The sequence below is a fragment of the Undibacterium sp. GW821-FHT11H02 genome (genome assembly GCF_058808015.1).
The window spans coordinates 62,263-83,483 of sequence record NZ_JBXARG010000008.1; the positions used below are offsets into that span (position 1 = coordinate 62,263).

At 46.2% G+C, this 21,221-nt stretch carries 21 protein-coding genes; 7 read left to right on the forward strand and 14 right to left on the reverse strand.

The window, feature by feature from the left end; all coding sequences use genetic code 11:
* Nucleotide 1: 1 nt before the first annotated feature.
* The 3 genes from AC1RR2_RS10135 to AC1RR2_RS10145 are packed head-to-tail and all read right to left on the reverse strand — an operon-like array spanning nucleotide 2 to nucleotide 1,388.
* Nucleotides 2-559, reverse strand: a complete 558-nt coding sequence (locus AC1RR2_RS10135) for a hypothetical protein (RefSeq protein WP_493222137.1) — start codon at nucleotides 557-559, stop codon at nucleotides 2-4.
* 35 nt (nucleotides 560-594) lie between these two features.
* Nucleotides 595-1,029, reverse strand: coding sequence for a hypothetical protein (locus AC1RR2_RS10140; RefSeq protein WP_493222138.1), 435 nt, complete (start codon nucleotides 1,027-1,029; stop codon nucleotides 595-597).
* Nucleotides 1,026-1,388 carry a bleomycin resistance protein gene (locus AC1RR2_RS10145; RefSeq protein ID WP_493222139.1) on the reverse strand — a complete coding sequence of 121 codons (363 nt, stop codon included), beginning with the start codon at nucleotides 1,386-1,388 and terminating at the stop codon, nucleotides 1,026-1,028. Before AC1RR2_RS10145 ends, AC1RR2_RS10140 begins: the two co-directional genes overlap by 4 nt.
* 139 nt (nucleotides 1,389-1,527) lie before the next feature.
* Here AC1RR2_RS10145 and AC1RR2_RS10150 point away from each other — a divergent pair, with 139 nt between their 5' ends.
* From AC1RR2_RS10150 to AC1RR2_RS10160, 3 genes are all read left to right on the forward strand, one after another.
* Nucleotides 1,528-2,046, forward strand: a complete 519-nt coding sequence (locus AC1RR2_RS10150) for a hypothetical protein (protein WP_493222140.1) — start codon at nucleotides 1,528-1,530, stop codon at nucleotides 2,044-2,046.
* A 516-nt stretch (nucleotides 2,047-2,562) separates the two neighbouring features.
* The gene (locus AC1RR2_RS10155; protein WP_493222141.1) at nucleotides 2,563-4,071 is read left to right on the forward strand and encodes a M35 family metallo-endopeptidase; all 1,509 of its coding nucleotides are present in this window, start codon (nucleotides 2,563-2,565) and stop codon (nucleotides 4,069-4,071) included.
* A gap of 592 nt (nucleotides 4,072-4,663) precedes the next feature.
* Nucleotides 4,664-5,086, forward strand: a complete 423-nt coding sequence (locus AC1RR2_RS10160) for a fucose-binding lectin II (protein WP_493222142.1) — start codon at nucleotides 4,664-4,666, stop codon at nucleotides 5,084-5,086.
* A 113-nt stretch (nucleotides 5,087-5,199) separates the two neighbouring features.
* Here the strand turns inward: AC1RR2_RS10160 and AC1RR2_RS10165 are convergent, their stop codons facing one another.
* Nucleotides 5,200-6,615: a S41 family peptidase gene (locus AC1RR2_RS10165; RefSeq protein WP_493222143.1), complete on the reverse strand. Its 1,416-nt coding sequence runs from the start codon at nucleotides 6,613-6,615 to the stop codon at nucleotides 5,200-5,202.
* Between the two features lie 118 nt (nucleotides 6,616-6,733).
* Here AC1RR2_RS10165 and AC1RR2_RS10170 point away from each other — a divergent pair, with 118 nt between their 5' ends.
* A complete protein-coding gene (locus AC1RR2_RS10170; protein WP_493222144.1) occupies nucleotides 6,734-7,642 on the forward strand; it encodes a LysR family transcriptional regulator in 909 nt (302 codons plus the stop codon).
* A gap of 759 nt (nucleotides 7,643-8,401) precedes the next feature.
* Here the strand turns inward: AC1RR2_RS10170 and AC1RR2_RS10175 are convergent.
* The 3 genes from AC1RR2_RS10175 to AC1RR2_RS10185 all read right to left on the reverse strand — a co-directional run bounded on the left by AC1RR2_RS10175 (nucleotide 8,402) and on the right by AC1RR2_RS10185 (nucleotide 10,042).
* Nucleotides 8,402-8,842 (reverse strand): hypothetical protein, encoded by a 441-nt coding sequence (locus AC1RR2_RS10175; RefSeq protein WP_493222145.1) that lies wholly within the window; start codon nucleotides 8,840-8,842, stop codon nucleotides 8,402-8,404.
* A 13-nt stretch (nucleotides 8,843-8,855) separates the two neighbouring features.
* Complete coding sequence (locus AC1RR2_RS10180; protein ID WP_493222146.1) at nucleotides 8,856-9,719, reverse strand: hypothetical protein; 864 nt, start codon at nucleotides 9,717-9,719, stop codon at nucleotides 8,856-8,858.
* Between the two features lie 128 nt (nucleotides 9,720-9,847).
* Complete coding sequence (locus tag AC1RR2_RS10185) at nucleotides 9,848-10,042, reverse strand: hypothetical protein (RefSeq protein WP_493222147.1); 195 nt, start codon at nucleotides 10,040-10,042, stop codon at nucleotides 9,848-9,850.
* Nucleotides 10,043-10,179: 137 nt separating this feature from the next.
* Here AC1RR2_RS10185 and AC1RR2_RS10190 point away from each other — a divergent pair, with 137 nt between their 5' ends.
* Nucleotides 10,180-10,701, forward strand: a complete 522-nt coding sequence (locus tag AC1RR2_RS10190) for a hypothetical protein (RefSeq protein ID WP_493222148.1) — start codon at nucleotides 10,180-10,182, stop codon at nucleotides 10,699-10,701.
* A gap of 615 nt (nucleotides 10,702-11,316) precedes the next feature.
* Here the strand turns inward: AC1RR2_RS10190 and AC1RR2_RS10195 are convergent.
* The 3 genes from AC1RR2_RS10195 to AC1RR2_RS10205 are packed head-to-tail and all read right to left on the reverse strand — an operon-like array spanning nucleotide 11,317 to nucleotide 11,833.
* Nucleotides 11,317-11,457, reverse strand: coding sequence for a class IIb bacteriocin, lactobin A/cerein 7B family (locus tag AC1RR2_RS10195; protein WP_493222149.1), 141 nt, complete (start codon nucleotides 11,455-11,457; stop codon nucleotides 11,317-11,319).
* 16 nt (nucleotides 11,458-11,473) lie between these two features.
* On the reverse strand, nucleotides 11,474-11,611 hold the full coding sequence (locus AC1RR2_RS10200) for a class IIb bacteriocin, lactobin A/cerein 7B family (protein WP_493222150.1): 138 nt from the start codon (nucleotides 11,609-11,611) through the stop codon (nucleotides 11,474-11,476).
* A 51-nt stretch (nucleotides 11,612-11,662) separates the two neighbouring features.
* Nucleotides 11,663-11,833 (reverse strand): hypothetical protein, encoded by a 171-nt coding sequence (locus AC1RR2_RS10205; protein ID WP_493222151.1) that lies wholly within the window; start codon nucleotides 11,831-11,833, stop codon nucleotides 11,663-11,665.
* 137 nt (nucleotides 11,834-11,970) lie between these two features.
* Between AC1RR2_RS10205 and AC1RR2_RS10210 the strand changes: the two genes are divergently transcribed.
* Both AC1RR2_RS10210 and AC1RR2_RS10215 read left to right on the forward strand, forming a co-directional pair.
* Nucleotides 11,971-13,284, forward strand: coding sequence for an HlyD family secretion protein (locus AC1RR2_RS10210; RefSeq protein WP_493222152.1), 1,314 nt, complete (start codon nucleotides 11,971-11,973; stop codon nucleotides 13,282-13,284).
* A gap of 208 nt (nucleotides 13,285-13,492) precedes the next feature.
* The gene (locus tag AC1RR2_RS10215) at nucleotides 13,493-15,661 is read left to right on the forward strand and encodes a peptidase domain-containing ABC transporter (protein ID WP_493222153.1); all 2,169 of its coding nucleotides are present in this window, start codon (nucleotides 13,493-13,495) and stop codon (nucleotides 15,659-15,661) included.
* A gap of 24 nt (nucleotides 15,662-15,685) precedes the next feature.
* Here AC1RR2_RS10215 and AC1RR2_RS10220 read toward each other — a convergent pair whose 3' ends face one another.
* The 4 genes from AC1RR2_RS10220 to AC1RR2_RS10235 form a co-directional block, all read right to left on the reverse strand.
* Nucleotides 15,686-16,441: a LytR/AlgR family response regulator transcription factor gene (locus AC1RR2_RS10220; RefSeq protein ID WP_493222154.1), complete on the reverse strand. Its 756-nt coding sequence runs from the start codon at nucleotides 16,439-16,441 to the stop codon at nucleotides 15,686-15,688.
* Between the two features lie 70 nt (nucleotides 16,442-16,511).
* Nucleotides 16,512-17,855 carry a sensor histidine kinase gene (locus AC1RR2_RS10225; RefSeq protein WP_493222155.1) on the reverse strand — a complete coding sequence of 448 codons (1,344 nt, stop codon included), beginning with the start codon at nucleotides 17,853-17,855 and terminating at the stop codon, nucleotides 16,512-16,514.
* Nucleotides 17,856-17,964: 109 nt separating this feature from the next.
* Nucleotides 17,965-18,408: an ANTAR domain-containing response regulator gene (locus AC1RR2_RS10230; protein ID WP_493222156.1), complete on the reverse strand. Its 444-nt coding sequence runs from the start codon at nucleotides 18,406-18,408 to the stop codon at nucleotides 17,965-17,967.
* Nucleotides 18,409-18,497: 89 nt separating this feature from the next.
* On the reverse strand, nucleotides 18,498-20,987 hold the full coding sequence (locus tag AC1RR2_RS10235; RefSeq protein ID WP_493222157.1) for an alpha/beta hydrolase family protein: 2,490 nt from the start codon (nucleotides 20,985-20,987) through the stop codon (nucleotides 18,498-18,500).
* Nucleotides 20,988-21,221: the final 234 nt, after the last annotated feature.

Sequence of the window (21,221 nt, forward strand, 5' to 3'; positions counted from 1 at the left end):
TCTAAGGCGTACATATAAACAATTTTACCTGTCCAGTCACTTGCGCTGGCGCCAGTGAAATCGTCGGCTTAATCTTGGGCAATGCCGTCAATATTTCTGATTTCGTCGTCATCAGATCGCGTTGTATGTCAATTTTCTGATGCGCCGTATAAATAAAATTTCCCAGGAACACGGTCTCAGATTCAGGTGCAAAAAAGACGCGCTCTTGCGTAATAGCTGTGGCCGTACTCCAGGCACCAAAAACATAATGACCCGCTGGTACCTCAAAGGCAAAATACTGTATCGCACCGGGGGTACCCGATACCAAAACTTGGGCACGATCAAGATGCCAACAATCGCCTTTTATCGCCTGTTTTTTTATATCATAAGCATCCACGCTAAACATCATTTGAGGAGCACTCCAGGCAGTGTCGAGACGCACACCGTAAACGATCACCGAAGTATCCGACTGCGGCACACCGCCGCGATCTAAGCGACGGACACTATTCATAAGGCAGGCGGTGAGCTGAGAGAGCAGGCCAAGAATAATGCCTATACGGATAATCGTTTTGATCGTCATAACCAGAAAAATTGACTGAAAGTTAGGGGTAAAAGCTACTGCCGTCTTAGTTCTAAACGTAAATGTAGGAAAGGAATAATCAATGGCGAGCCGAAGCCTAGCAGACCTACATATCGTCTGACCTCATGTCCAATATTCATTAACGCAAGCAATACAATACCGGCGGACGCTATGCCGCCTGCCGCAGCAAGGAACCAAAATAGTGGTTGAACCCGGCGCAAACTACTTGAACCACCCAACCAGAACGCCAACATGAGCCGCCAGCCAGCGATTAAGGCCATGGTACTTAAGAGTATGATGAGCGCCACGAACCATGCTTTAGGCTCTATTATCGCAGTAAAGAAATGTGAAGCCCAAAGCGAAAATAAAACGGTGATGGGAAATACCAAGAACAAGGCCTCAAGCGCAAGGAGAAATTTACTGATCGTTATTGGCATGGTGTATTGATAGTCGATAGATCTTCTGTTCAAATTTCTTCGTAAAACGTCATCAAATTTTTGTCTTCATCGACGATCCCAAACTCCAAACTACCCCAAGGTTTTTCGGCCAAGCTGGCGTTCGGATGTACTATTTTTTCGCGCTGACATTGTTCGTATAAGTCTTGTATCCCTCGCACTTGAATACGACAGGCGGTCGCCGCTGGAATGGCTGGGTCCTGACACGCCCAGAAATGCAGACCAATGCTGTCTTTACGCAGCACCGCGTATTCATTCTGGGCTGCATACAAGGTCGTGAAGCCAAGTTTCGTTTCATAAAATACGACTGTTTTGGCGATGTCTAAGGAAGCAAGTATGGGCGTAGCGGATAGAAACTCGGTCATGCTAGTCATTTAAAGTCCTTATCAATAAATTTGATATATCGCATCTTAGATTTAATTTGGCATTCCGTCTTCAGGATTTTTCAAAGCCGCTTCGAACTAATATCAGACAGCAAAGTCCAAAGAATTCAATTTCTTCCAGGAGACTCGAATGTTGTTCAAATCACTTACTCATTTTTCGCGCTTCGCCTTGTGCGCCTTACTCATCTCAGGCAGTGGATTTGCCCAAGAATCAAAAGCGCCACGCGCAGAGGATGTTACTAGCATAGATGGATTGATGCGCGCTTATTATGAAGTTGTTTCTGGCGGGGCAGGCGTGGCGCGTGATATGCAGCGTGATTTATCTTTACATCATCCAGAGGCCGCTATTTTTATTCATACCCGCAATGCCAACAAAGAACGTGTATTAAAACGACACACGGTGGAGGAATATCACAACAACTCCAAGCCCTTCTTTGATGGCGGCTTCTTTGAAAATGAAATTAAGCGTGAAGTAAAACGCTTCGGCCATTCCATCCAAATCTGGAGCACTTACGAAATGCGCAGAACGCAAGATGGTCCGGTGATAGGCCGGGGTATTAATAATTTGATGCTGAGTTTCGACGGCAAACGGTATTGGATTTTGGCGGAGACGTGGGATGATGAAAGCAAAGCAAATCCTCTTCCGTGAATGTCGCTAAAAGAAGAACTCTCAAGCAAGATTAGCTCCAGGAACGGCTCTGTAGGTGGCATGGCCTTGCTGTGCTGCATCGCTCTCGCTGCGCTGTGCCGTATCGGATTAAACCCAGATTTTCCATTAGGCGCGTCTTCGACGCTATTTGAGCGCTGGCGGCGCATTTTCGGTCATTTTTTTCGTTCTTCGTTGCAAATAGCTAGCTATTTGCGCCTCATTCACGTAAAAACTGCCTCGAAAAGTGCATCCACCATCGCCTCAAATCCCAATGGAAATTCTGGGTTCAATTGCTGTAACGCCGCTCGGTACTTTATGCCTGCTTCAATGTGAATCAAAAAAGAATTGGCATGTAAGGTTCGCCTCCTCACATGTAAGTTCACATCGCTTAGTCCTTCCCTTTTCGCCGTCCTCTGGCGTGATGAACATTTTGAACGATGGCACAGGTTTTGCTGTGTTGATACTGGGTACAAGAAGGCCGAGCCCTTCAGTGTTTATTTCAATCAGAGGAAAGCTATGGACGATCTATTTAGAATCAGGCTAGACCTATCAAAGAGCGTAACGATAGGGGCGCGGGTACGCGCTGCATTTACGCTGACGAACTTGAGTGCGGTGGAACAAAAAGTTTTGATTTGGAATACACCATTGGAAGGCTTGATGAGTGATTGCTTCCACATCACTTGTGCGGGAAACAAACTCAAATACGATGGTAAATATGTCTTGCGGGCACCAGTGCCAAGCCCTGACTGTTACGTCACCATCGCAGCGGGTGCATCGGTCGCGACTGAGTTTGATTTGAGTGATGCCTATTACTTCGACCAAGTTGGCACATATCAAGTTGAGGTCGCCTGCAAGCTGGTGTTACTTGATGATGTTGCCTCTGCTACCGCACCCGCGGTACAAAAATTTAGCACCAGCATCGAGGTCACAAGCGCCGATGCCGCACCGCGAAAAACGGAAGGCATGGCACATAGAAACTTAGCAAGCAGCGCACTCTCGGCGCTCGACGCGAGTGCGCCTTTGACACCGACAATCAGCGGTGGCACGACGGAGCAGCAGGGGGCGTTGGGGATGGCATGGTTGAATGCCTATAGCTTTCAGATTCGCTCGATCAGCGCTTTAGCGACAAGCAAGAATGACTCCATCTTTACCGCCGTGTTTCAAGTGCCGGCCAACGCGGATAACAAGGCGACCGTATCGGGCTATTACAGCCAGATGCAAACGGGCATGGGTAGCACGACTTTTAGTTTGACGATTAATCCGACTCAAGACGGTGGTGCTATCGCTTACACCTACTTGAATAGTAGTCAAATCTGGTTCAATCCCTCCTTTTTTGGTTTTCCGCCATTGCAAGGGGATTTCAGTCAGGCGGCAATAATGGTGCATGAGCTATCGCATGCAGTTTGCTCGGCACCTGATTGCAGCAACGCCATGTTTTGCTCCTACAACATCGGATATTTTTCAGCGAGGGTTAGCACCATGCAATATAGTTTAACTTTACCTAAAGGCGTCATCGTCGTCAGAGGCGGTATTTTCACGGGCAGCAATACCACCGCAATTTGGTCGCCTTGTAATCCCAACGAATTAGGTGGTTGGTTGGATGGCGACCAACTAACCGTAGTATGCACCTTTAACTTGAATCCTCCGATCTCACCACAACCGGGCGCAGGCGAATACGCAGGCCTGTGTGCTGGAGCGTGTAGTGATACCGACAAGGTCGGTGTTGCCGCGCTAATAAGCCAGGCTACCAGCCTATTTGTTCCTAACTCTGGGCAATTACTCAGTACGAATGGCATCAGTCAAATCACGAGCAATCCCACCGCCACCGCGGACAATATTTTCTACAATGCGCAATCCACCACGGGCAACTTCACACTAACCCCTGCAAGTCGGGGAACTTTGAGTAATTACATTTACCAGTGGACAATGACCTATAACGGCAACAATACCGTGGTCAGCGACGGCACTCATGTAGAGATTGTTTTCGGTTATGGTGATCCTATGAATAGTGAGGTTGATTCTTAATTGTTGGCAAAAAAGAGAATGAAAGCGGTATGCAGAAATGCGTGCCGCTTTTTTTTTTGCGACGAATAAGCGAAATGAAAGGCCGCACACTTTTTGCTCACTTTGCGAAGCACGCCTTTCGCGAGAGCATCCTGTGATTGGCTGGCATATTAGTGATGCTGAATGTCGGCAACCTACCCGAATAGATTTGGGCAATGACTTGGATTGTTGAAGCTAGTCCTTGCATGTCACAAAAAATGATACAGCTCCCACAATTACATCAAAACAGCACCTTTGTACATGTAATCGCTCCCAAAATTACTTGTAAAAATTTGTCAAACAAGCTTGCTTTATCATTAAATTTTGAAAATTGACTAGGTTTTATGCTGGCATCGAAATTGCTATATAAGCTATAAGCTTATTCAACGGCAGGCATTGACTACCAATGAAGAAAGTGAGCGCTAGTTTGAGTGCAGACTCATGAAATCAATGTATTCGTATTGATTGTTTGAGAAATTGAATTAGCGATTTATTTGGTTCTACTTGAAGAGGGCGGAGCCAAAACTATATGAGCGGTTTTTTAATTTTCTAACTTACATTTAAAGGATATTTTATGGCTACTAATACTGCGAGCGTCAAATTTGCTGGCGGCAATATCGTCTTTGTTCAAGGACTTGCAAACGCTTCATACATGCAGGTAATTACCATCACGCCACCGTCTGGGGCTGCTGCTGTTTTCACAGGTAATGGTGAAGGCAATGTGGCAATGGCATTGACGACACCCGGTTTCCTCACGGCCAATAGCAACCCGAAAGGCCAGGCCTCATTTACCCCACCGGGCGGCTCATCCACTTTATCGACTTACACCATTTCCGTCAGCTCAAATGGCAAATCGAATCCGGTAGAAGCGAACTCTTTCACCTCCACATCACCCGCTGGTGGGCAACTTAATATGGCAGTAGTCGTGTCTGAAGATGCTTCAGACAATGACTTCAATGATGGAACTGTCACATTCATGCAGTACACCAAGTCCTGATCAGTAAAGATTTCTTCCTGAGCTGTAACGAATCTCCTTAGCTTACGAGTACGAGCTAAGGAGACGTTCAAAGCAAACTATGAAAGCACTCACCTCGACGATGACATCAAGTCCTATTTCGTCTCTAATTTTTCCAGCAAGGCCAATATCAATCGACGTTCATCAAATGGACTATCAGGCAAAATGATATCCGGTTGCAGCAACACAGGATCACGCTTTCCAGAAGGACGATCTAAGATAAAACGCGGTGCAACTATTTCCAATCGGGTGTTTGGTAAAGTATTGATTTGATTGATGCCGCCTGTCTGCCGAGATCTGACATAGGCGCTTTGTCCAACCAATTGTCCAAATCCGAAATCCTGTACAACATTGCTCAATAACACGGATGAGGAATAGCTTAGCCTGCCGACTAACAAGTATGTCTTTCCCTTAAAAAAGTAGGGATTATTCAGGTCAGGCTGAACCCAGGAATCGACCGAGCCATCGACAATGTCCCCCACTTTTTCCGTACCACTTTGGCGCCCTGCCAATACACGTTTTCGATAAGTGGAGCCATTACGGTAGGTTTTATCGGCGATGTAACGAAGAATGCCATCTTTCCAAAAATTATCATTGCCACCTGTATTCTCGCGAATATCAATAATCAGATGGCTAATCTTATTCTCCGCTATCGTCTTAAATGCTTGTTTGGTAAATTCAAAAAAGACTTTTTCATCTTGTTCCCACATGAAATTTTTGATGGTTAAAAGCGCAGTCTGATTGCTGAGCATTTCAAATCGAAACTGCTGGTCAAAATTATTCGCATCCAACATCGCTTTTGGTAAGCGCTTGATTGCCAGAAATTGCACCTGTGTTGTCGCGCCATCTCGACTGAGCACTAGGTCAAATGATGTTGGTGCACCGTACATTTTGATATACGGCAACCAAAAACGTCGGCTCAATAGATTCGCTTGAAATGCCGGTGTATCGCCAGCCATTCTTGTCAATAACTCTTGCGCGATACGAGTTGCAGGCACGCCGTTAATTTGCTCAATACGACTACCTTTCAGCTCACTCGGGGAGCCATCAAGTGTGTCTCGAATAAAGAGTTGCGTATCGCCATTAGCATTAAGCTCAACGTAAACTTCAAAAGGAAAGAAGCCTTGCCCCATTGCGAGATGGTCTTCCGCTTCCTTGCGCATGTTGGCATACGACACCAATAGATGACCATCAGCGAAATAGGGATTTAGTCGCGTCAATTCAAGCCATGCAGCGTCTTTGCTCATCGGTTTTTGAAAAGCAATTTCTAGCTCTTGATACACGCGTACCAGTTGCTTGAGGTCGGCGCTGTAGGCTAGGTCCGGATGCACTGTGGCGATACTGTTTTTAATAAAAGCTAAGTCCTCTTGCAATTGTGCTGGACTGAACATCGCCTCAGGAGCAGTTCTCTTGAAATCTGGCACCGACTTCTGTTGCCCAAATGCCGTATTTGCCTGGCAAATGGCTACGACCAAACCGCAATATATTGCCAATACAATCTTCTTTACCATCATTCACTTTCTAGTTAACTATTGTAAGAGCCACAACGCCGCTCTTTTTTATAGAATAAGCTAAGCAGGTAAATAGTAAAATTAAGAAATACTTACTCATGAATTAAGGTGCTACTTAATGATCAATAGTGAAGACTTACGTTTCTTTTGCGTTTTGGCTCAACAAGATTCGCTCGCTGCGACCGCAAGGCTACTCAATGTTTCACCGCCATCCATCACGCAAAGACTGCAAGCGATTGAAGAAAAACTACAACTGCAATTAATTAACCGGAAGGGCAGGAAAACCAAGCTCACTGATGAGGGCCGCCATTTCTATGAGCGCGCCAAATTGATCGTGACAGAATTAGAAGATTTAGAATCGTCAATCACAAGCTACAAAAAGGATATCGTAGGACGACTTCGCATCTTGGCACCATTTGGCTTTGGACATGAATTTATTGCTCCGTTGGTAGCAAGTTTTCAAGCCAATCACAACAATTTGGCTGTGGATTTGGAACTATCCGACAATCCTCATCAGTTGAACAAAGAATGGGATATTCTCATTCACATAGGCGAATTACGCGACTCATCGTTGGTGAAAATGGTACTGGCAGCAAATCAACGTTACCTATGTGCGGCGCCAAGCTATTTAGAAAAATATGGCATGCCAACCACCATCGCAGATCTGCACCACCACCATTGCATCGCACTAAGAGAAAATGCGGAGGACGTCACGCTGTGGAAAATACAGGCGCCCAACGAGAAAAAAATGCAATCGATTCGCGTCCATCCCAAGCTAGCCAGCAACGACGGCCGCGTAGTAAAGCAATGGGTATTAAATGGGTATGGAATCATGCAACGTTCCGAATGGGATGTCGCGAAAGAGTTACACGATGGTCGTTTAGTACGACTATTACCTCACCACAAGCTGCCCTCAGCCGATGTAGTTGCTTTACTGGGCTCAAAGGAAGGCAGTCGCTCTGCGCGTACCAATCTATTTTTGTCTGCTCTGAAGCAAGTGTTATCACCGCTGCCATGGCGCGCGTAGCAGGGCGATAAATAAGGAAGGATTAGATTGTGTCACTGAGGAATTCTACATTCTGCATTTTCTACTATTCGTTTTTATCTAAAAAAATGGCTTGCATCACAGTTGAGGCAAGCCGCTTGAATCTAAGTAAAAGATCCGTTGTTCTGGACAAGGTCAAACGTGCTCTTTTCATTTCAATAATAACTGGGGTCAGATAAAATTAAATTTTTAGACTGTTAGCCTTACGCCAGCCAACTGGCCTCCCGATCTTACTCGCTGTCATTCGGCGTCCCGTCAAAATCGAATTATTCGTGGCTTTGCATAGCAGATATTTAATTTGATCTGACCCCAGCTATCCCAAAGATAAACTTTACTTCACTCGTCAGAAAAAAGAAGCCGACAGAATGATCGAAGATATTTACTCAGTTAACTTTGATCCGTATCGTTACAAATGGGTGGTTCAGTAAGATGTTCGCCTAAAGAACTAGAAAAACAAATATAGGAAAATGCATGCACGGTTTAATGAGGGAAGATAGCCAGTAACTGCTCTATACGTTACTCATTTCTAGAATGTCAAATGTAAGGCCTGACCCCATGTTTCTTCTGACCCCATGTTTCTTCTGACCCCATGTTTCTTTCAATCCCATCAATTCGCGGGAATCGGTATTTGGTTCGACTTCTTGACTACTTGGGGCTAATGGGTGCCCGCCGTTTGGTTATGTTTGTGGTTATCTTCTCAGTTATCTTCTGTTACTCTAGAAGGATAGTGGTTGCTGCCTTTCAGTTATGTATAGTTTTTAGTTTGATAGCAATGCCAGCTGGGTTAAATAGTATTCTGAGTTCACGTAATTCGAGCATCTTGTGCTCTTGGGCGGTTTGCTTGTGATTCTCGTTTCTCAACACTCGCGTTGCTTCAGGCGAGGCAAATTGATATATCCAAACTTCATAGTTACTGTCGAAACGTAGAATCTTAGTTTCGCCAAGTCTTTTTGCAACCTCAACTCTATCGCTAATGCCAAGCACGACAGATTGCACAGCCTGATCCAATTGAATTAACTTCGCCCCTACACTTTTAATAGGTACAACAGTTGTATTCGAGACATTGAGTCCTTGTTCGAGCTCTGTTTGTTGCGCTCTTCTAAGGTCACCCGCCATTTTTATTTGACTTATTGTGGTACAGCCTGTGAAGGCTAATGGAATGAGGAGGTAAATGAGTTTCATGGAATGCGACACCTTATTTGACCGGGAGTACAGCGTGCTTGGGCACCAATACAGCTTGCTGGTGGTTCTCCGATGCCCCATCCTTCATATATTCGATCTTGATCAAGGTATCGTTTGGCCAAGACAAATCGCCCAGTGGTAGGTGATAGGTGCGATCTATCATCACTTGACAATCACAAGTTTCAAGATTTTCCTTGTTAAATATTGCCAAGCTATATCCCGCATACAGTCTATCCACAGGAATGTCCATTTTGCGTACACCAGCCTCTAAGCGCACACCGAACAGTGGTTTTTCAGAAAAGAATAAATAATTAGAGTTCTCATCGTTACAAAAATCACTTGTTGCAAATAGCATGTTACGAGTCCACGCAAAATTGGAGATTAAGCCCGCTTCCTTGCCAACTAGGCATGACAATCGCAGATCTCCCAAGCGATAGACGTTTTCGGGGAGACCTGGAGTGCGGACAAGTGCCCGCCAAGTCAGGCTGCCAATCTTTCGATTCGGTCGCACTGAGGCGTCTTCGTTCATCGCCTTTTCGTCCATCTCAAGCGTAAAGCTCGCATCGCTGGCGACATCAATGCTTTTTGAGAAGCTGTCTCCTACCACTTTCAAGCGAACCGTTTCGATATCCACATCTATTTGTCGCGGTAGCAACTTAAAACGTAAGCTAGAGTCAGGTGCCAGATACTTATGCTTTACATAGATGGCTACGCCGCTCATCATTTTGCGAAATGACTTGTCTACAGGATCACGTAAAGTACTGATCGTTATTTTGTGTGCAGTCTCAATCGTTGCCTCAGAATTACTGGTTTGAGGTTTCGCATGGATTTGGTTCGAACAACACAAAAACGTCAAAATGAAAAATATTTTCTTCACTATTTATTCCATGCCTATGCGCATTTTTTAAATAAAAAGTCGATTTGGGAGAGGCTATTGCTACGCCTCTCTTAATCAGTCAAAACAAGCGCAATACTGCTAACTTGATCTTGTTAAGCTTTTCGTTATTATGGTGCAGCAGGACCGCCATTTTTCCACCAGTCCGCAATATCTTGGCCATAGTTATCGATAATCCAACCCACGATAGTTCCAATTGCTGCTCCCGCACCACCAAATATAGAGCCAATTGCAGCACACAAGGTTGTCCACGCTTGTGCAGCACCAGCGACAAAGTCAATCTCTATCAAACTTAATTCTTGCATAATAAACCTCAAAAAAGTAAATCAAAAAACACTAAATTGTCGAAATGGAATTATCTCAACAACAATAGTATTGCTAAAAAAAAAATAGTGTGTCAAGCTATTTCTACTTTTTTTAATAATATTTTTTAATAATTACAATGAGCTCCAATGCAACACCCGCGACGCCACCAAATCCCGTTCGCCCCTTATTTCGTCAGCAAGCACTCAGCCATTTGAGTACCAAACAATACGGCACAGTCATCCTGGCAAAATCATTTAGTCATCGCTTTTTTGCAACACTTTTTGTCTTGATCGCGATCAGCATTGTTGCGTTCTTTGCGCTATTTTCGACCACCCGCAAAGCCCAGACTTCGGGTGTCTTGTTGCCTGATAGCGGTGTGATCAAGGTGATGGCGAACCAAAATGGCATCGTCACGGAGAAACGCGTTAAAGAGGGACAACTGGTGAAAGCTGGTGAAGTCTTGTATGTGTTACGCAGTGAGCGACAAGGGCAGAATTTGAGTCAGGGATCAGCAATAACTGGGGTCAGATTAAATTTAATTTTAGAACTGTCTGACATGCGCCAAGCCAAAAAGTCTACTCACTTTTTTAACTGTCATATGGCATCCCGTCAAAAGCGCATTATTGCTCGTGGCTCAGAATGGCAGATGTTTAACTAAATCTGACCCCAGTTATCCCATGAATTTGTTTAAAATGAGTCGTCTGCAATGCGAGCCACACGGGGTTGGAACCATCATTGGTAGCCACAGATCTGCCCATCACTTGGACGCAAAGCGGTACTGAGATGCTTCTGGAGTAGCGACGCTACTTGGGCGAAAACAGTAACATCATTTTCGCTAGAACCACATGGGTGACTGGTGCGATTCAAACGCAACCACACGGCGAAGCAAAAGGCACGATGACATTTTGAAACAGGCGTGTGATGGCGGATTAAGAATTATCGCGGTAATTTGCGAGTATTTGGTTCGACTACTTGACTACTGGGGGCTAATGGGTAACCCCAGTTACTGCCAGTTATCCAAAAAAAATGGCTTGCATCACAGTTGAAGCAAGCCGCTTGAGTCTAAGTAAAAGATACGTTGTTCTGGACAAGGTCAAAGTTTAAAATATTCAATTATCACAATTCCTAAAAACATACCAACTAATGTACCAATTGCAAACAAGCCTAAGTATGTTGAAGGATTTAAATTTTCTAAGGTTATTTTACCCATTTTAAATATCCTATTAAATTAGATTAAGTCCTCCCAATAAATTGTTTATCGGGAGGAAAATAATTACTTCTGGGAAGTTGACGCCCAATACATTCCTACTGAAGTACCTGCTGCACCAATGTACACCCCCCAAACAAAATATACTACTAGTGGAACGACACCACCAGAAATTCTATCTATTTCACTGCCTTCTAATTCATTCATACTATTTACCTTTTGTCTATTTTGAAGTTGATGCCCAGTACATACCAACGGAAGTTCCTGTCGCACCTATGACCACGCCTGCAATAAAATATATTGCTAAAGGTACGATTCCACCAGAAACACTTAATATGTCAAATTCATTCATTTCCTGCATAAATTTCCTTTTTTACATATTAACTAAATTAAAAAATTTAATCAAAATAGATTATTTAGTAAAATATTTATATGCATAAAAGCCACCCACTACCAATGCGGCCCCTACTACAATCCCTAAACCAACTGCTCCAACCGCCGCCCATCCCGCCGCGGCCGCAGCACCAGTAACCGGTTCACCACCACTAACCTCATCAACCTCAACCATGTTCAATTCTTGCATAATAAACCTCAAAAAAAGTAAATTAAAAAACACTAAATTGTTGAAATAGAATTATCTCAACAACAATAGTATTGCTAAAAAAAAAATAGTGTGTCAAGCTATTTCTACTTTTTTAATAATATTTTTTAATAATTATAATGAGCTCCAATGCAACACCCGCGACGCCACCAAATCCCGTTCGCCCCTTATTTCGTCAGCAAGCACTCAGCCATTTGAGTACCAAACAATACGGCACAGTCATCCTGGCAAAATCATTTAGTCATCGCTTTTTTGCAACACTTTTTGTCTTGATCGCGATCAGCATTGTTGCGTTCTTTGCGCTATTTTCGACCACCCGCAAAGCCCAGACTTCGGGTGTCTTGTTGCCTGATAGCGGTGTGATCAAGGTGATGGCGAACCAAAATGGCATCGTCACGGAAAAACGCGTTAAAGAAGGACAACTGGTGAAAGCTGGTGAAGTCTTGTATGTGTTACGCAGTGAGCGTCAAGGGCAGAATTTGAGTCAGGGATCAGCGCCTGTTGATGCGCAGAAGGCGATCTCCGGCATATTGCAAAAGCGCCGCGACAGTTTTGGTGCTGAGTTAAAACAATCGAGTACGCAGTCGCAGCAACGTCTGGCAGCCTTGCAACAGCGTCTCGCCGACATCCGCTCTGAAGCGCAACGAGCCGAGACGCAGATTGTTTTGCAGCAACAGCGTGTGACTTTGTCAGAACAAAATGTGAAACGTTTTAAAGATTTGCAGGCGACCAATTTTATCTCTGCCGCGCAATTACAAGATAGACAGGCTGAACTGATTGATCAGCAACAGCGTCTGGCGGACCTACAAAGAGTGAAGGCGAACAATCAACGTGAATTGAACAGTACTGAGGCAGAGTTGAATGACGCGCGCATTGCTGCGTTACGCGAGCAAACTAGCTTGCAACGTAGTGCGGCAGGTGTCGAACAAGATCTCCTTGAAAATGAATCACGGCGCGAGTTTGTAGTGACCGCCGCGCAAGACGGTGTGGTGACTGCGATGACGGCGGAGCCAGGCCAAACTATCGCGGCCAATCAAGCGCTGGCATCGATTTTACCTAGCGGCAGTATGCTGGAAGCAGAAATTTACGCACCATCTCGTTCTATCGGTTTTGTGAAACCAGGTATGCAAGTTTTGCTTCGCTATCAGGCTTATCCTTATCAAAAATTTGGTCAATATGCTGCCACTGTGCGCGAGGTGGCGAGTACCTCTTTGCGTCCTGAAGAGTTAGCACTGCCGGGTGCTGCTAACGGCGCGAATGGCGAGCCTGTGTATCGCATCCGTTTGACACTAGCGAAACAAGATGTATTGGCGTATGGCAAATCCTTGCCTTTGAAATCGGGCATGTTGGTCGATGCCAGTATTTTGTTGGAGCAAAGACGTTTGTATGAATGGGTGTTGGAGCCTTTGTTTTCTATTTCTGGGCGGATGTAGTTGATGTAGTGATGTAATTTTGAGTGCCCGTCAGTCAACAGTACCGATATCTTTCACGACACTGGATTCCCGCTAAAAGCATGCGGAAATGACGATCTTCAAATGGCAGGCTTGCTCACGCCATTCTTCGATCAATGAAGTGCGCTTACCCATTTCGATATTTCAACATTTCGTTACTTCTATTTCTCAATATGCGATGTAATTTCCCATGACTCAACTTTCTTTTTCTTTCTGGCGCAACCAGCGTCTGCCGGTTTTATTGCAAACCGAAGCGGCTGAATGTGGTTTGGCTTGCTTATGTATGGTAGCAAGTTATTGGGGTCACAAAACCGATATCGCCAGCATGCGTCGGCGCTTTTCTGTGTCATTAAAGGGTGTCACGCTCAAGGGCTTAATGGCGATGGCGCAAGGCTTGGCCTTGCAAACCCGCCCTTTAAAATTGGATATGGAGCACTTACCCGAATTGAAGCTACCCTGTGTTTTACATTGGGACATGAATCACTTTGTCGTGTTGAAATCCGTGTCCACAACACATGCAGTGATCCACGATCCAGCCGTAGGCGAACGTCGTTTGCCGTTAGCGGAATTCGCAAAACACTTTACCGGCGTCGCGTTGGAGCTAACGCCTACCGCAGAGTTCACTAAAAAAGTTGAAGTACAAAATTACTCTTTACTGTCTTTAATGGGTCGGGTCATTGGTTTAAAGCGCGGCCTAATCCAAATCTTATTATTGGGCTTGGCGCTGCAGGTTTGTGCACTAGTTGCGCCGTTCTACATGCAGTGGCTGGTGGATGAAGCATTGCTAGCAGCCGATCGGGATTTAATCACAGTACTTGGTTGCGGGTTTTTACTGTTAGTGGTGATACAGACCAGCATAGGTGCGGTGCGCTCTTGGGTGACGACCGTACTGGCGACGAATTTGAATTTTCAGTGGCTAGGCAATGCATTTGCCCATTTGATGAAACTGCCATTGCCGTATTTTGAAAAACGTCATACCGGCGATATTGTGTCGCGCTTTGGTTCTATCCAGACCATACAGCGCAGTCTGACTACGCAGTTTGTCGAAGGTGTGATTGACGGTGTGTTGGTCATCGGTACCTTTATTATGATGCTGCTGTATAGCCCGATCTTGGCAGCGGTTGCTTGCGTCGCCGTCGTACTTTATATCTTGCTGCGCTGGACGATCTTTCGCGCGATACGAGAAGCCACGGCAGAACAAATCATCCATGCGGCGAAACAGCAAACCCATTTTATGGAATCGATACGCGGCGTGCAAAGTGTGCGTCTATTTTCTCGCGCTGAAGAGCGTCGTAGCGGCTGGATGAATGCCTTGGTCGATCAATTTAATGCAGAATTACGCATCGCAAAATTGTCGGTGTCTTATCAAACCGCGAATAATTTATTATTTGGTGCTGAACGCGTCATCGTCATTTGGCTCGCGGCCTTGGCCGTGCTCGACAAACAATTTTCGGTAGGGATGTTATTTGCCTTCATTAGTTATAAAGACCAATTTAGCCAACGCATGGCAAGTTTGGTCGATAAATTATTTGAACTGCGCATGATGAAGTTGCATGGAGAAAGGGTCGCTGATATTGTCATGACCGAAGCGGAAGAAGAGACTCAAGATGTCGAGATAGATGCGGAACATATCGTGCCCAGAATTGAATTTCGCCATCTTTCATTTCGTTATGCCGATAGCGAGCCCTATGTTCTGAAAGATTTAAATTTAACGATTCCTGCGGGACAATGCATCGCGGTTACGGGGCCTTCTGGCTGCGGCAAGACCACCTTGATGAAATTACTCTTAGGTTTGTTAGAACCGAGTGAAGGTGAAATTCTGATCGGTGAAGAGAAAGTCGCTCTGCCTTTGAGGCAATTGGGCATGAATAATTACCGCCAATTGTTGGGGACGGTGATGCAAGACGATAGCTTATTTGCAGGCTCCATATCTGACAATATTTGTTTCTTCGACCCAACGCCTAATCAAGAACAAATCGCGGCCTGTGCGCAATTGGCGGCCATTCATCCCGAAATTATGGCAATGCCTATGGCCTACAACACCTTGGTCGGCGATATCGGTACAGGTTTATCGGGCGGACAAAAACAAAGGATTTTGCTGGCACGCGCCTTGTATAAAAATCCGAAACTGTTAGTGCTCGATGAGGCGACTAGTCATCTTGACGTATGGAATGAACAAGCAGTCAATGCCGCCATCAAACAAATTCCACTGACCCGCGTCATCGTTGCGCACAGACCTGAGACCATAGGCATGGCGGAGCGGGTTGTGGTGTTGCAGCAGGGAGCTATCGTGCAAGATGTGCCTCAAACAAATACAGCCACTACACAAAAGCCGACTGAGACAAATACGCCAGAATAATTGATCTATAGCGCAAACTCGCAATCACATAGGTTTAAAGCGCCAAGCGTAGGCCTGGCTTACCTTCAATATCTCTTTGGTACCACGCAATTCCACCGTGATTTTGCCGAGCTCATCGCGATGCGCTTTGGCGATAGCTTCGGCGCGAACGACGACGCTGCGGTGGATTTGCCAGAATATTTCCGGATCTAAGCCGTCGATGATTTCTTTGAGCGGTTTTCGCACATGCGCTTCATCATCGGTACAGACGACACGCGTGTATTTTTCATCTGAAGTGAAGAACAAAATTTTATCAATCGGGAACATCTTAATCGTGTCACCAACACTGGCACTGATCCAGCGTATCCGTTCCGCTGTTTGAGGACGTAGGCGCTTGTCTAGTTCTTGCATCAGTTGACTGAGATCGGATGGCGCGGCTTTACTTGCCATGCGTTCTTTGAGGCGCGTAATAGCGTCGACTAAACGTTCACGCGAAATTGGCTTTAACAGGTAATCAATCGCACCAGCAGAGAAAGCTTCTAGCGCATGATTGTCGTAGGCGGTCGTGAATACCGCGTGGCAACGTCCTTTGGTCGCATTCGCGACATCGAGTCCTGTCATACCTGGCATACGGATATCGAGAAAGGCGATGTCGGGACTGTATTGATGGATCGCTTCTAGCGCTTCGGTGCCGTGCTCACATTCTGCCAGTATCTCTAATTCTGGCCATAATTCTGCCAACATACGGCGCAAGTCTTTACGGGGTAGATCTTCGTCATCGGCGATAATCGCAGTCGTCATGGGAACTCCTTTTGTGACAATTTACGGTAGGACATTATTGGGTAAGCTGGACTCACTAATCAAAAGCGAATTATGCGATCAAGGGAATCACAATACTAGCCGTCACGCCGCCTTCAGGACGGGCTTTTAACACTAAACTGGCACGGGTACCGTACATGGATTCCAGGCGCTCACGGATATTTGCCAATCCTATGCCAGAACCAGAAGTCGTGCCGCCAAAACCAACGCCGTTATCGCTGACAGCCACTTCCAGTTTTTCTTCATCGTCCTGATCAAAATAGCGCGCACTGACACTCACGTGTGCTGGCCCAATTTTTGGTTCTACTCCATGTTTAATCGCATTTTCTACCAAAGAAATTAGTAACAAAGGCGGGAATGCGGCGTCCTTTAATTCGGATTCTACGCTGTAAGTCAGACGAGGAATCCGCGCTTGCATCAAACCTAGATAGGCACGTGCCGCCTCTAATTGCTTAGCCAGGCGACCTTGCTCAGAGCTGCCATCGCCGCGCATCTGGGGAATGGTGGAGCGTAGATAATCGACTAGGTGATCGACTATCGCGGTAGCCCGTAAAGGCTCCGTCAAGATCGCCGATCGTACACCGGCTAATGTGTTAAATAGAAAGTGCGGCTCTACTTGGGCAACCAGAACCGAGAGGCGCAATTCGGCTTCACGACGAGCGTCTTGTGCACGCTTTAACTCTTGTTGGCGCAGTGCTTCGGCTAAACGTTTACGTTGACGGAAAAATACTAAGAGGTCAAAAAAGCTACTCCAATAAAGACAGCCTATCGTCAAAGGTGTCCATTTCAACAAAGTGATAATGCCATTGACCAGCGGGCCGCGCTCTAACTCTTTTTGTTTTTCAGTTTTTTCGTTGACCTCTATCTTCTTGTCCTCAGGCTTGGCGACTTCCTTAGTTGCCTCCGCAGTCGCCGAAGGTGTTGCAGATTTAGTTTGAGCAGGCGCGGTAATTTCTGTCTTTTTATCCGCTGATTTCAGGGCGTAATTGAAGCCAAGATGGGTAACATAGCCTATCGAAAAGCTTAGAGCCAGCCCTAAAATCAAAGCCAAGACTATGCCTATCGATTCTTTGCGTTCAGAATAGCTTTGCAGGCGAACCCAAACTGCCATCGCCTGTCCGATTAAAAACAGACAGGTTGCACCAACAAAAAAAGGGACGGTCCAGATGAAGAAGAGGCTCACCCGCTCGGTGGTCAATAAAACAATACCTAACATCACCACGAATAAGATGGATAAGGTACCACCAAAAGCGATCGCCCGATGACGGAACCAAGTACGTGAAAAGACGGGGTAGTTACGATAGCGATTAAGCCAGGTGTCACTTTGTATCGAGACTTCAGCCGGTAAGGCCTGTTCAGACATCAGTGATTGAGGACTTGAGATAGTGGTATTCATAAGAGGCTCCTGGCGAATTAAGGATTACTGTATGCCAGATAGTTTGCGTGAAGTAAGAATGCGATGAAATTAGCTAATCGCAGATGAAATCGAATATGCGGAGGACGGATCAAGCCGGGTTTGCGGATTGGTCGGTTTGATTGGTGTCAGTCGACGTATTTTCTGCCGATTTCTGCCGGCTTTGAGAAGCGATACGCAGTATGGTATTACGAATAGAGGTCAAAACCGCCACCGCATTAAATGGTTTTACAATAAATCCAACCACCCCCCGAGTTTGTGCCGCTTGTATAGTGTCAGCATCCATTTTTGCGGATACCAAAAAAATCAGCGCTTTAGGCAATTGGGCGCGCAAATTATCTAATAAGGCCAAACCGTCATTATCCGCCTCGCCGATATCGACACATATGATTTGCGGTTGTAGCTTGACCATTTTGGCCAGATTCGTAGAGCTAGGATTACCATCACCGACCACCTCATGTCCGCCGCTAGCCAGCACCGAACCTAAGAGATTACGGGCAACGGCTTGGTTATCAAGTATGTAGGCTCTTAGCATGGGGAATTTGAGTAGAAACGATGCTAGACATCATAAGTCAAAAATCATCAAGGAACCAAGATATTCCGCCGCACAGGTCAAAGACCAGCTCATTTTGCTGTCGGTTTCGCATTCTTCACATAACGTAACAACCACTGATCCTGCTCCCACAACATATGCAGTAGCGATTCCCTGGCCCGATAACTATGACTTTCATAAGGCAACATGACTAAGCGTGCCGGCGTGCCTAAACCTTGCAAAGCCTGATACATGCGTTCGCTCTGCATAGGAAAAGTACCGGGATTATTATCATCTTCGCCATGTATCAATAGCAAGGGCACATCAATCTCATCAGCGTAGTTAAACGGCGACATCTCTTGATAAGTATCTATCGCCTTCCAATAATTTCTATCTTCCGCCTGAAAACCAAAGGGCGTCAAACTGCGGTTGTAAGCGCCGGAACGGGCAATTCCAGCACGAAACAAACTGGTGTGCGCTAACAAATTCGCGGCCATAAATGCGCCGTAGCTATGACCACCAATTGCAATTTTTTGCCTATCCGCCACGCCTAAACGCACGACTTCATCGACCGCCGCTTCGGCATTCATCTTAATTTGCTCGATAAAGGTATCGTTGGGTTCTTTACGGCCTTCGCCCACAATAGGCATGGCAAACCCATCCAAGACGGTATAACCGCGCGCCAACATGACTTGCGGCCCCTGCACATTGATACGATTAAATTTGTACGGTGAGCTGGTAACCTGGCCCGCAGTTTCCGCGCTCTTGAACTCACGTGGGTAAGTCCACATCAACATCGGGCGCGGACCGTCCCGCTTTGGGTCATACGCGGGTGGCAAATACAAAGTCGCACTGAGACTTAAACCATCCTGACGTTCATAGTGCAACTGCCTCTTTTGTATGCCGCGCAATTGCGGTGTCGGATGAGGGAAGTTGGTCAAAGCTTTAGGCGTCGCGTTGCTACTAAGGTTACGCAGATACAAATTTGGACGTTCATCTTGCGCCTCACGGCTAGTAATCAACTGAGTTCCCTGATCATCAAGCACACCCAGCACCTCTTCGTAGTACGGTGCCTTAGAACGCCATAAGCGTATCGCCTTTTCAGTCGGCAAATGGTATCGGTCTATAAAGGGACGATCCCCTTCTGGACTGGCACCGGTGCCAATTAAGAACATGGATTGTTCATCGCGAGTCAGGCGAATCACCGAGCGGCCATACTGGTTCAATTCCATCAAGGGCACGCCCGGATTGGCGTATTGATCCTCGGACTTACGTGCAAAGAGTAATTCGGGTTTGGTATATGGTGCGCCGGGCTGTATGCGCCACGTACGCACTTCTCGTGTCTTGCCCCAGTTTTCTGTCACCAAAGCCAAATGATCATTACCCCACACCACGGAATTAAAGCGCCATGCCATTTCCATTACTTTTTGCGGTGCGCCACCAAACGGCACGCCGTGCTGCATCAAGATATCGTGTACTTTAATATTGGAATCGGGATCACCGCCGCCTTGTGCTTCTAGCCAATATAAAGTGGCTGGCTGATCATTACGCCAGGCAAAATTGCGCGGGCCTGCTTGTACCGCATCATTCGCACTAGGCAATCGTTCACGCATAGGTAGTTCTGCGATGGTTTTCAACTTCTTCCCATCGACACCCCACACCTCAATCAACTGACCAAAGCGCTCTAAAGGTAGTTGATAAGAATAGGGACGTTTGATTTGCGTCGTTAATACCCATTTGCCGTCGGGCGAAGCCAGCACTTTGGTCAAATTCATCACGGGGCCAAAGCGTCGCACATTGCCTTGTACAGTGACCATCGCCAACTGTGTTTGCAATTGCCAATCCAGCATATCGGCATCATGTGGATTTCTGAGTAAGTCGGGATAAGTCCGGGTTTGTGCTAATTTGCCGCCACGGGTTTCCTGCATAGAAGGACCCGCCGGCACCTGACTTTCACGTGGTGCTGGTTTTTGCGCCCGTGGTAATAGGCGAACCAATAATTGATCCGCTTGCCCATTGCCGCTGACCCAGGAAAATCCCGCGCTCGTCACGGCGTTCAGTGGTTCGTCTATCAGCTTGTGCGCACTCGCGGTTTTGACGTTCAACAACCACAACTCGACCCCACGCTTGCCCCAACAACTAAAAGCCAGCCAACGTTCATCGGCCGACCACGCCATATCTGCAATCTGCACTCGACTCGGCAATCCGGTCACTTTGCGCGTGGTGCCACTAGCGATTTCTAATAAACTCAAGCCATCACTAAAACTGGTACGGCTGGCAGCGCGCAAGCGCGGATGCACACGCAATCCCGCCAGTTTCAATTCTGGCTGAGCGATTTCGGCGATGCTCGGTAAGCCAGGGATGCTGATTAACAAGCCCATCTTATTTAATGGGCCAAGGCGAAACTCAGGGCCGCGCGGCGCATCAACCAAAACCTGTAGCTCAGGAGCGGGGATCTGATATTTGCTATCACTAGCTAAGCTGATTGGACTGACGGCAAAGCTCAGCGCCAGTGCACAGGAAAACACTTTCGCTTTCGCAAAAATCTGCGATGAGGCGGACAAAAAACCATGTGACGACATTGATGTCATCCTTCTTGACTCAAGTGAAACCTCGGCATTAATGCGAAGTTTCGGCGATTGCTAAACAAATTACCCTCGTTCATAAACAAGGGCATACTTTATGGTGTTTACCTTGATAAATTTGACAAGCTAAAGACACATTTGACGCGACTTTCTCACAATGTGTCGTATTTTGCCGCAATACGGCGATCAAAGTCAGTTTAATTAAACCGAAGCAGGAACATAGTTGGAAAA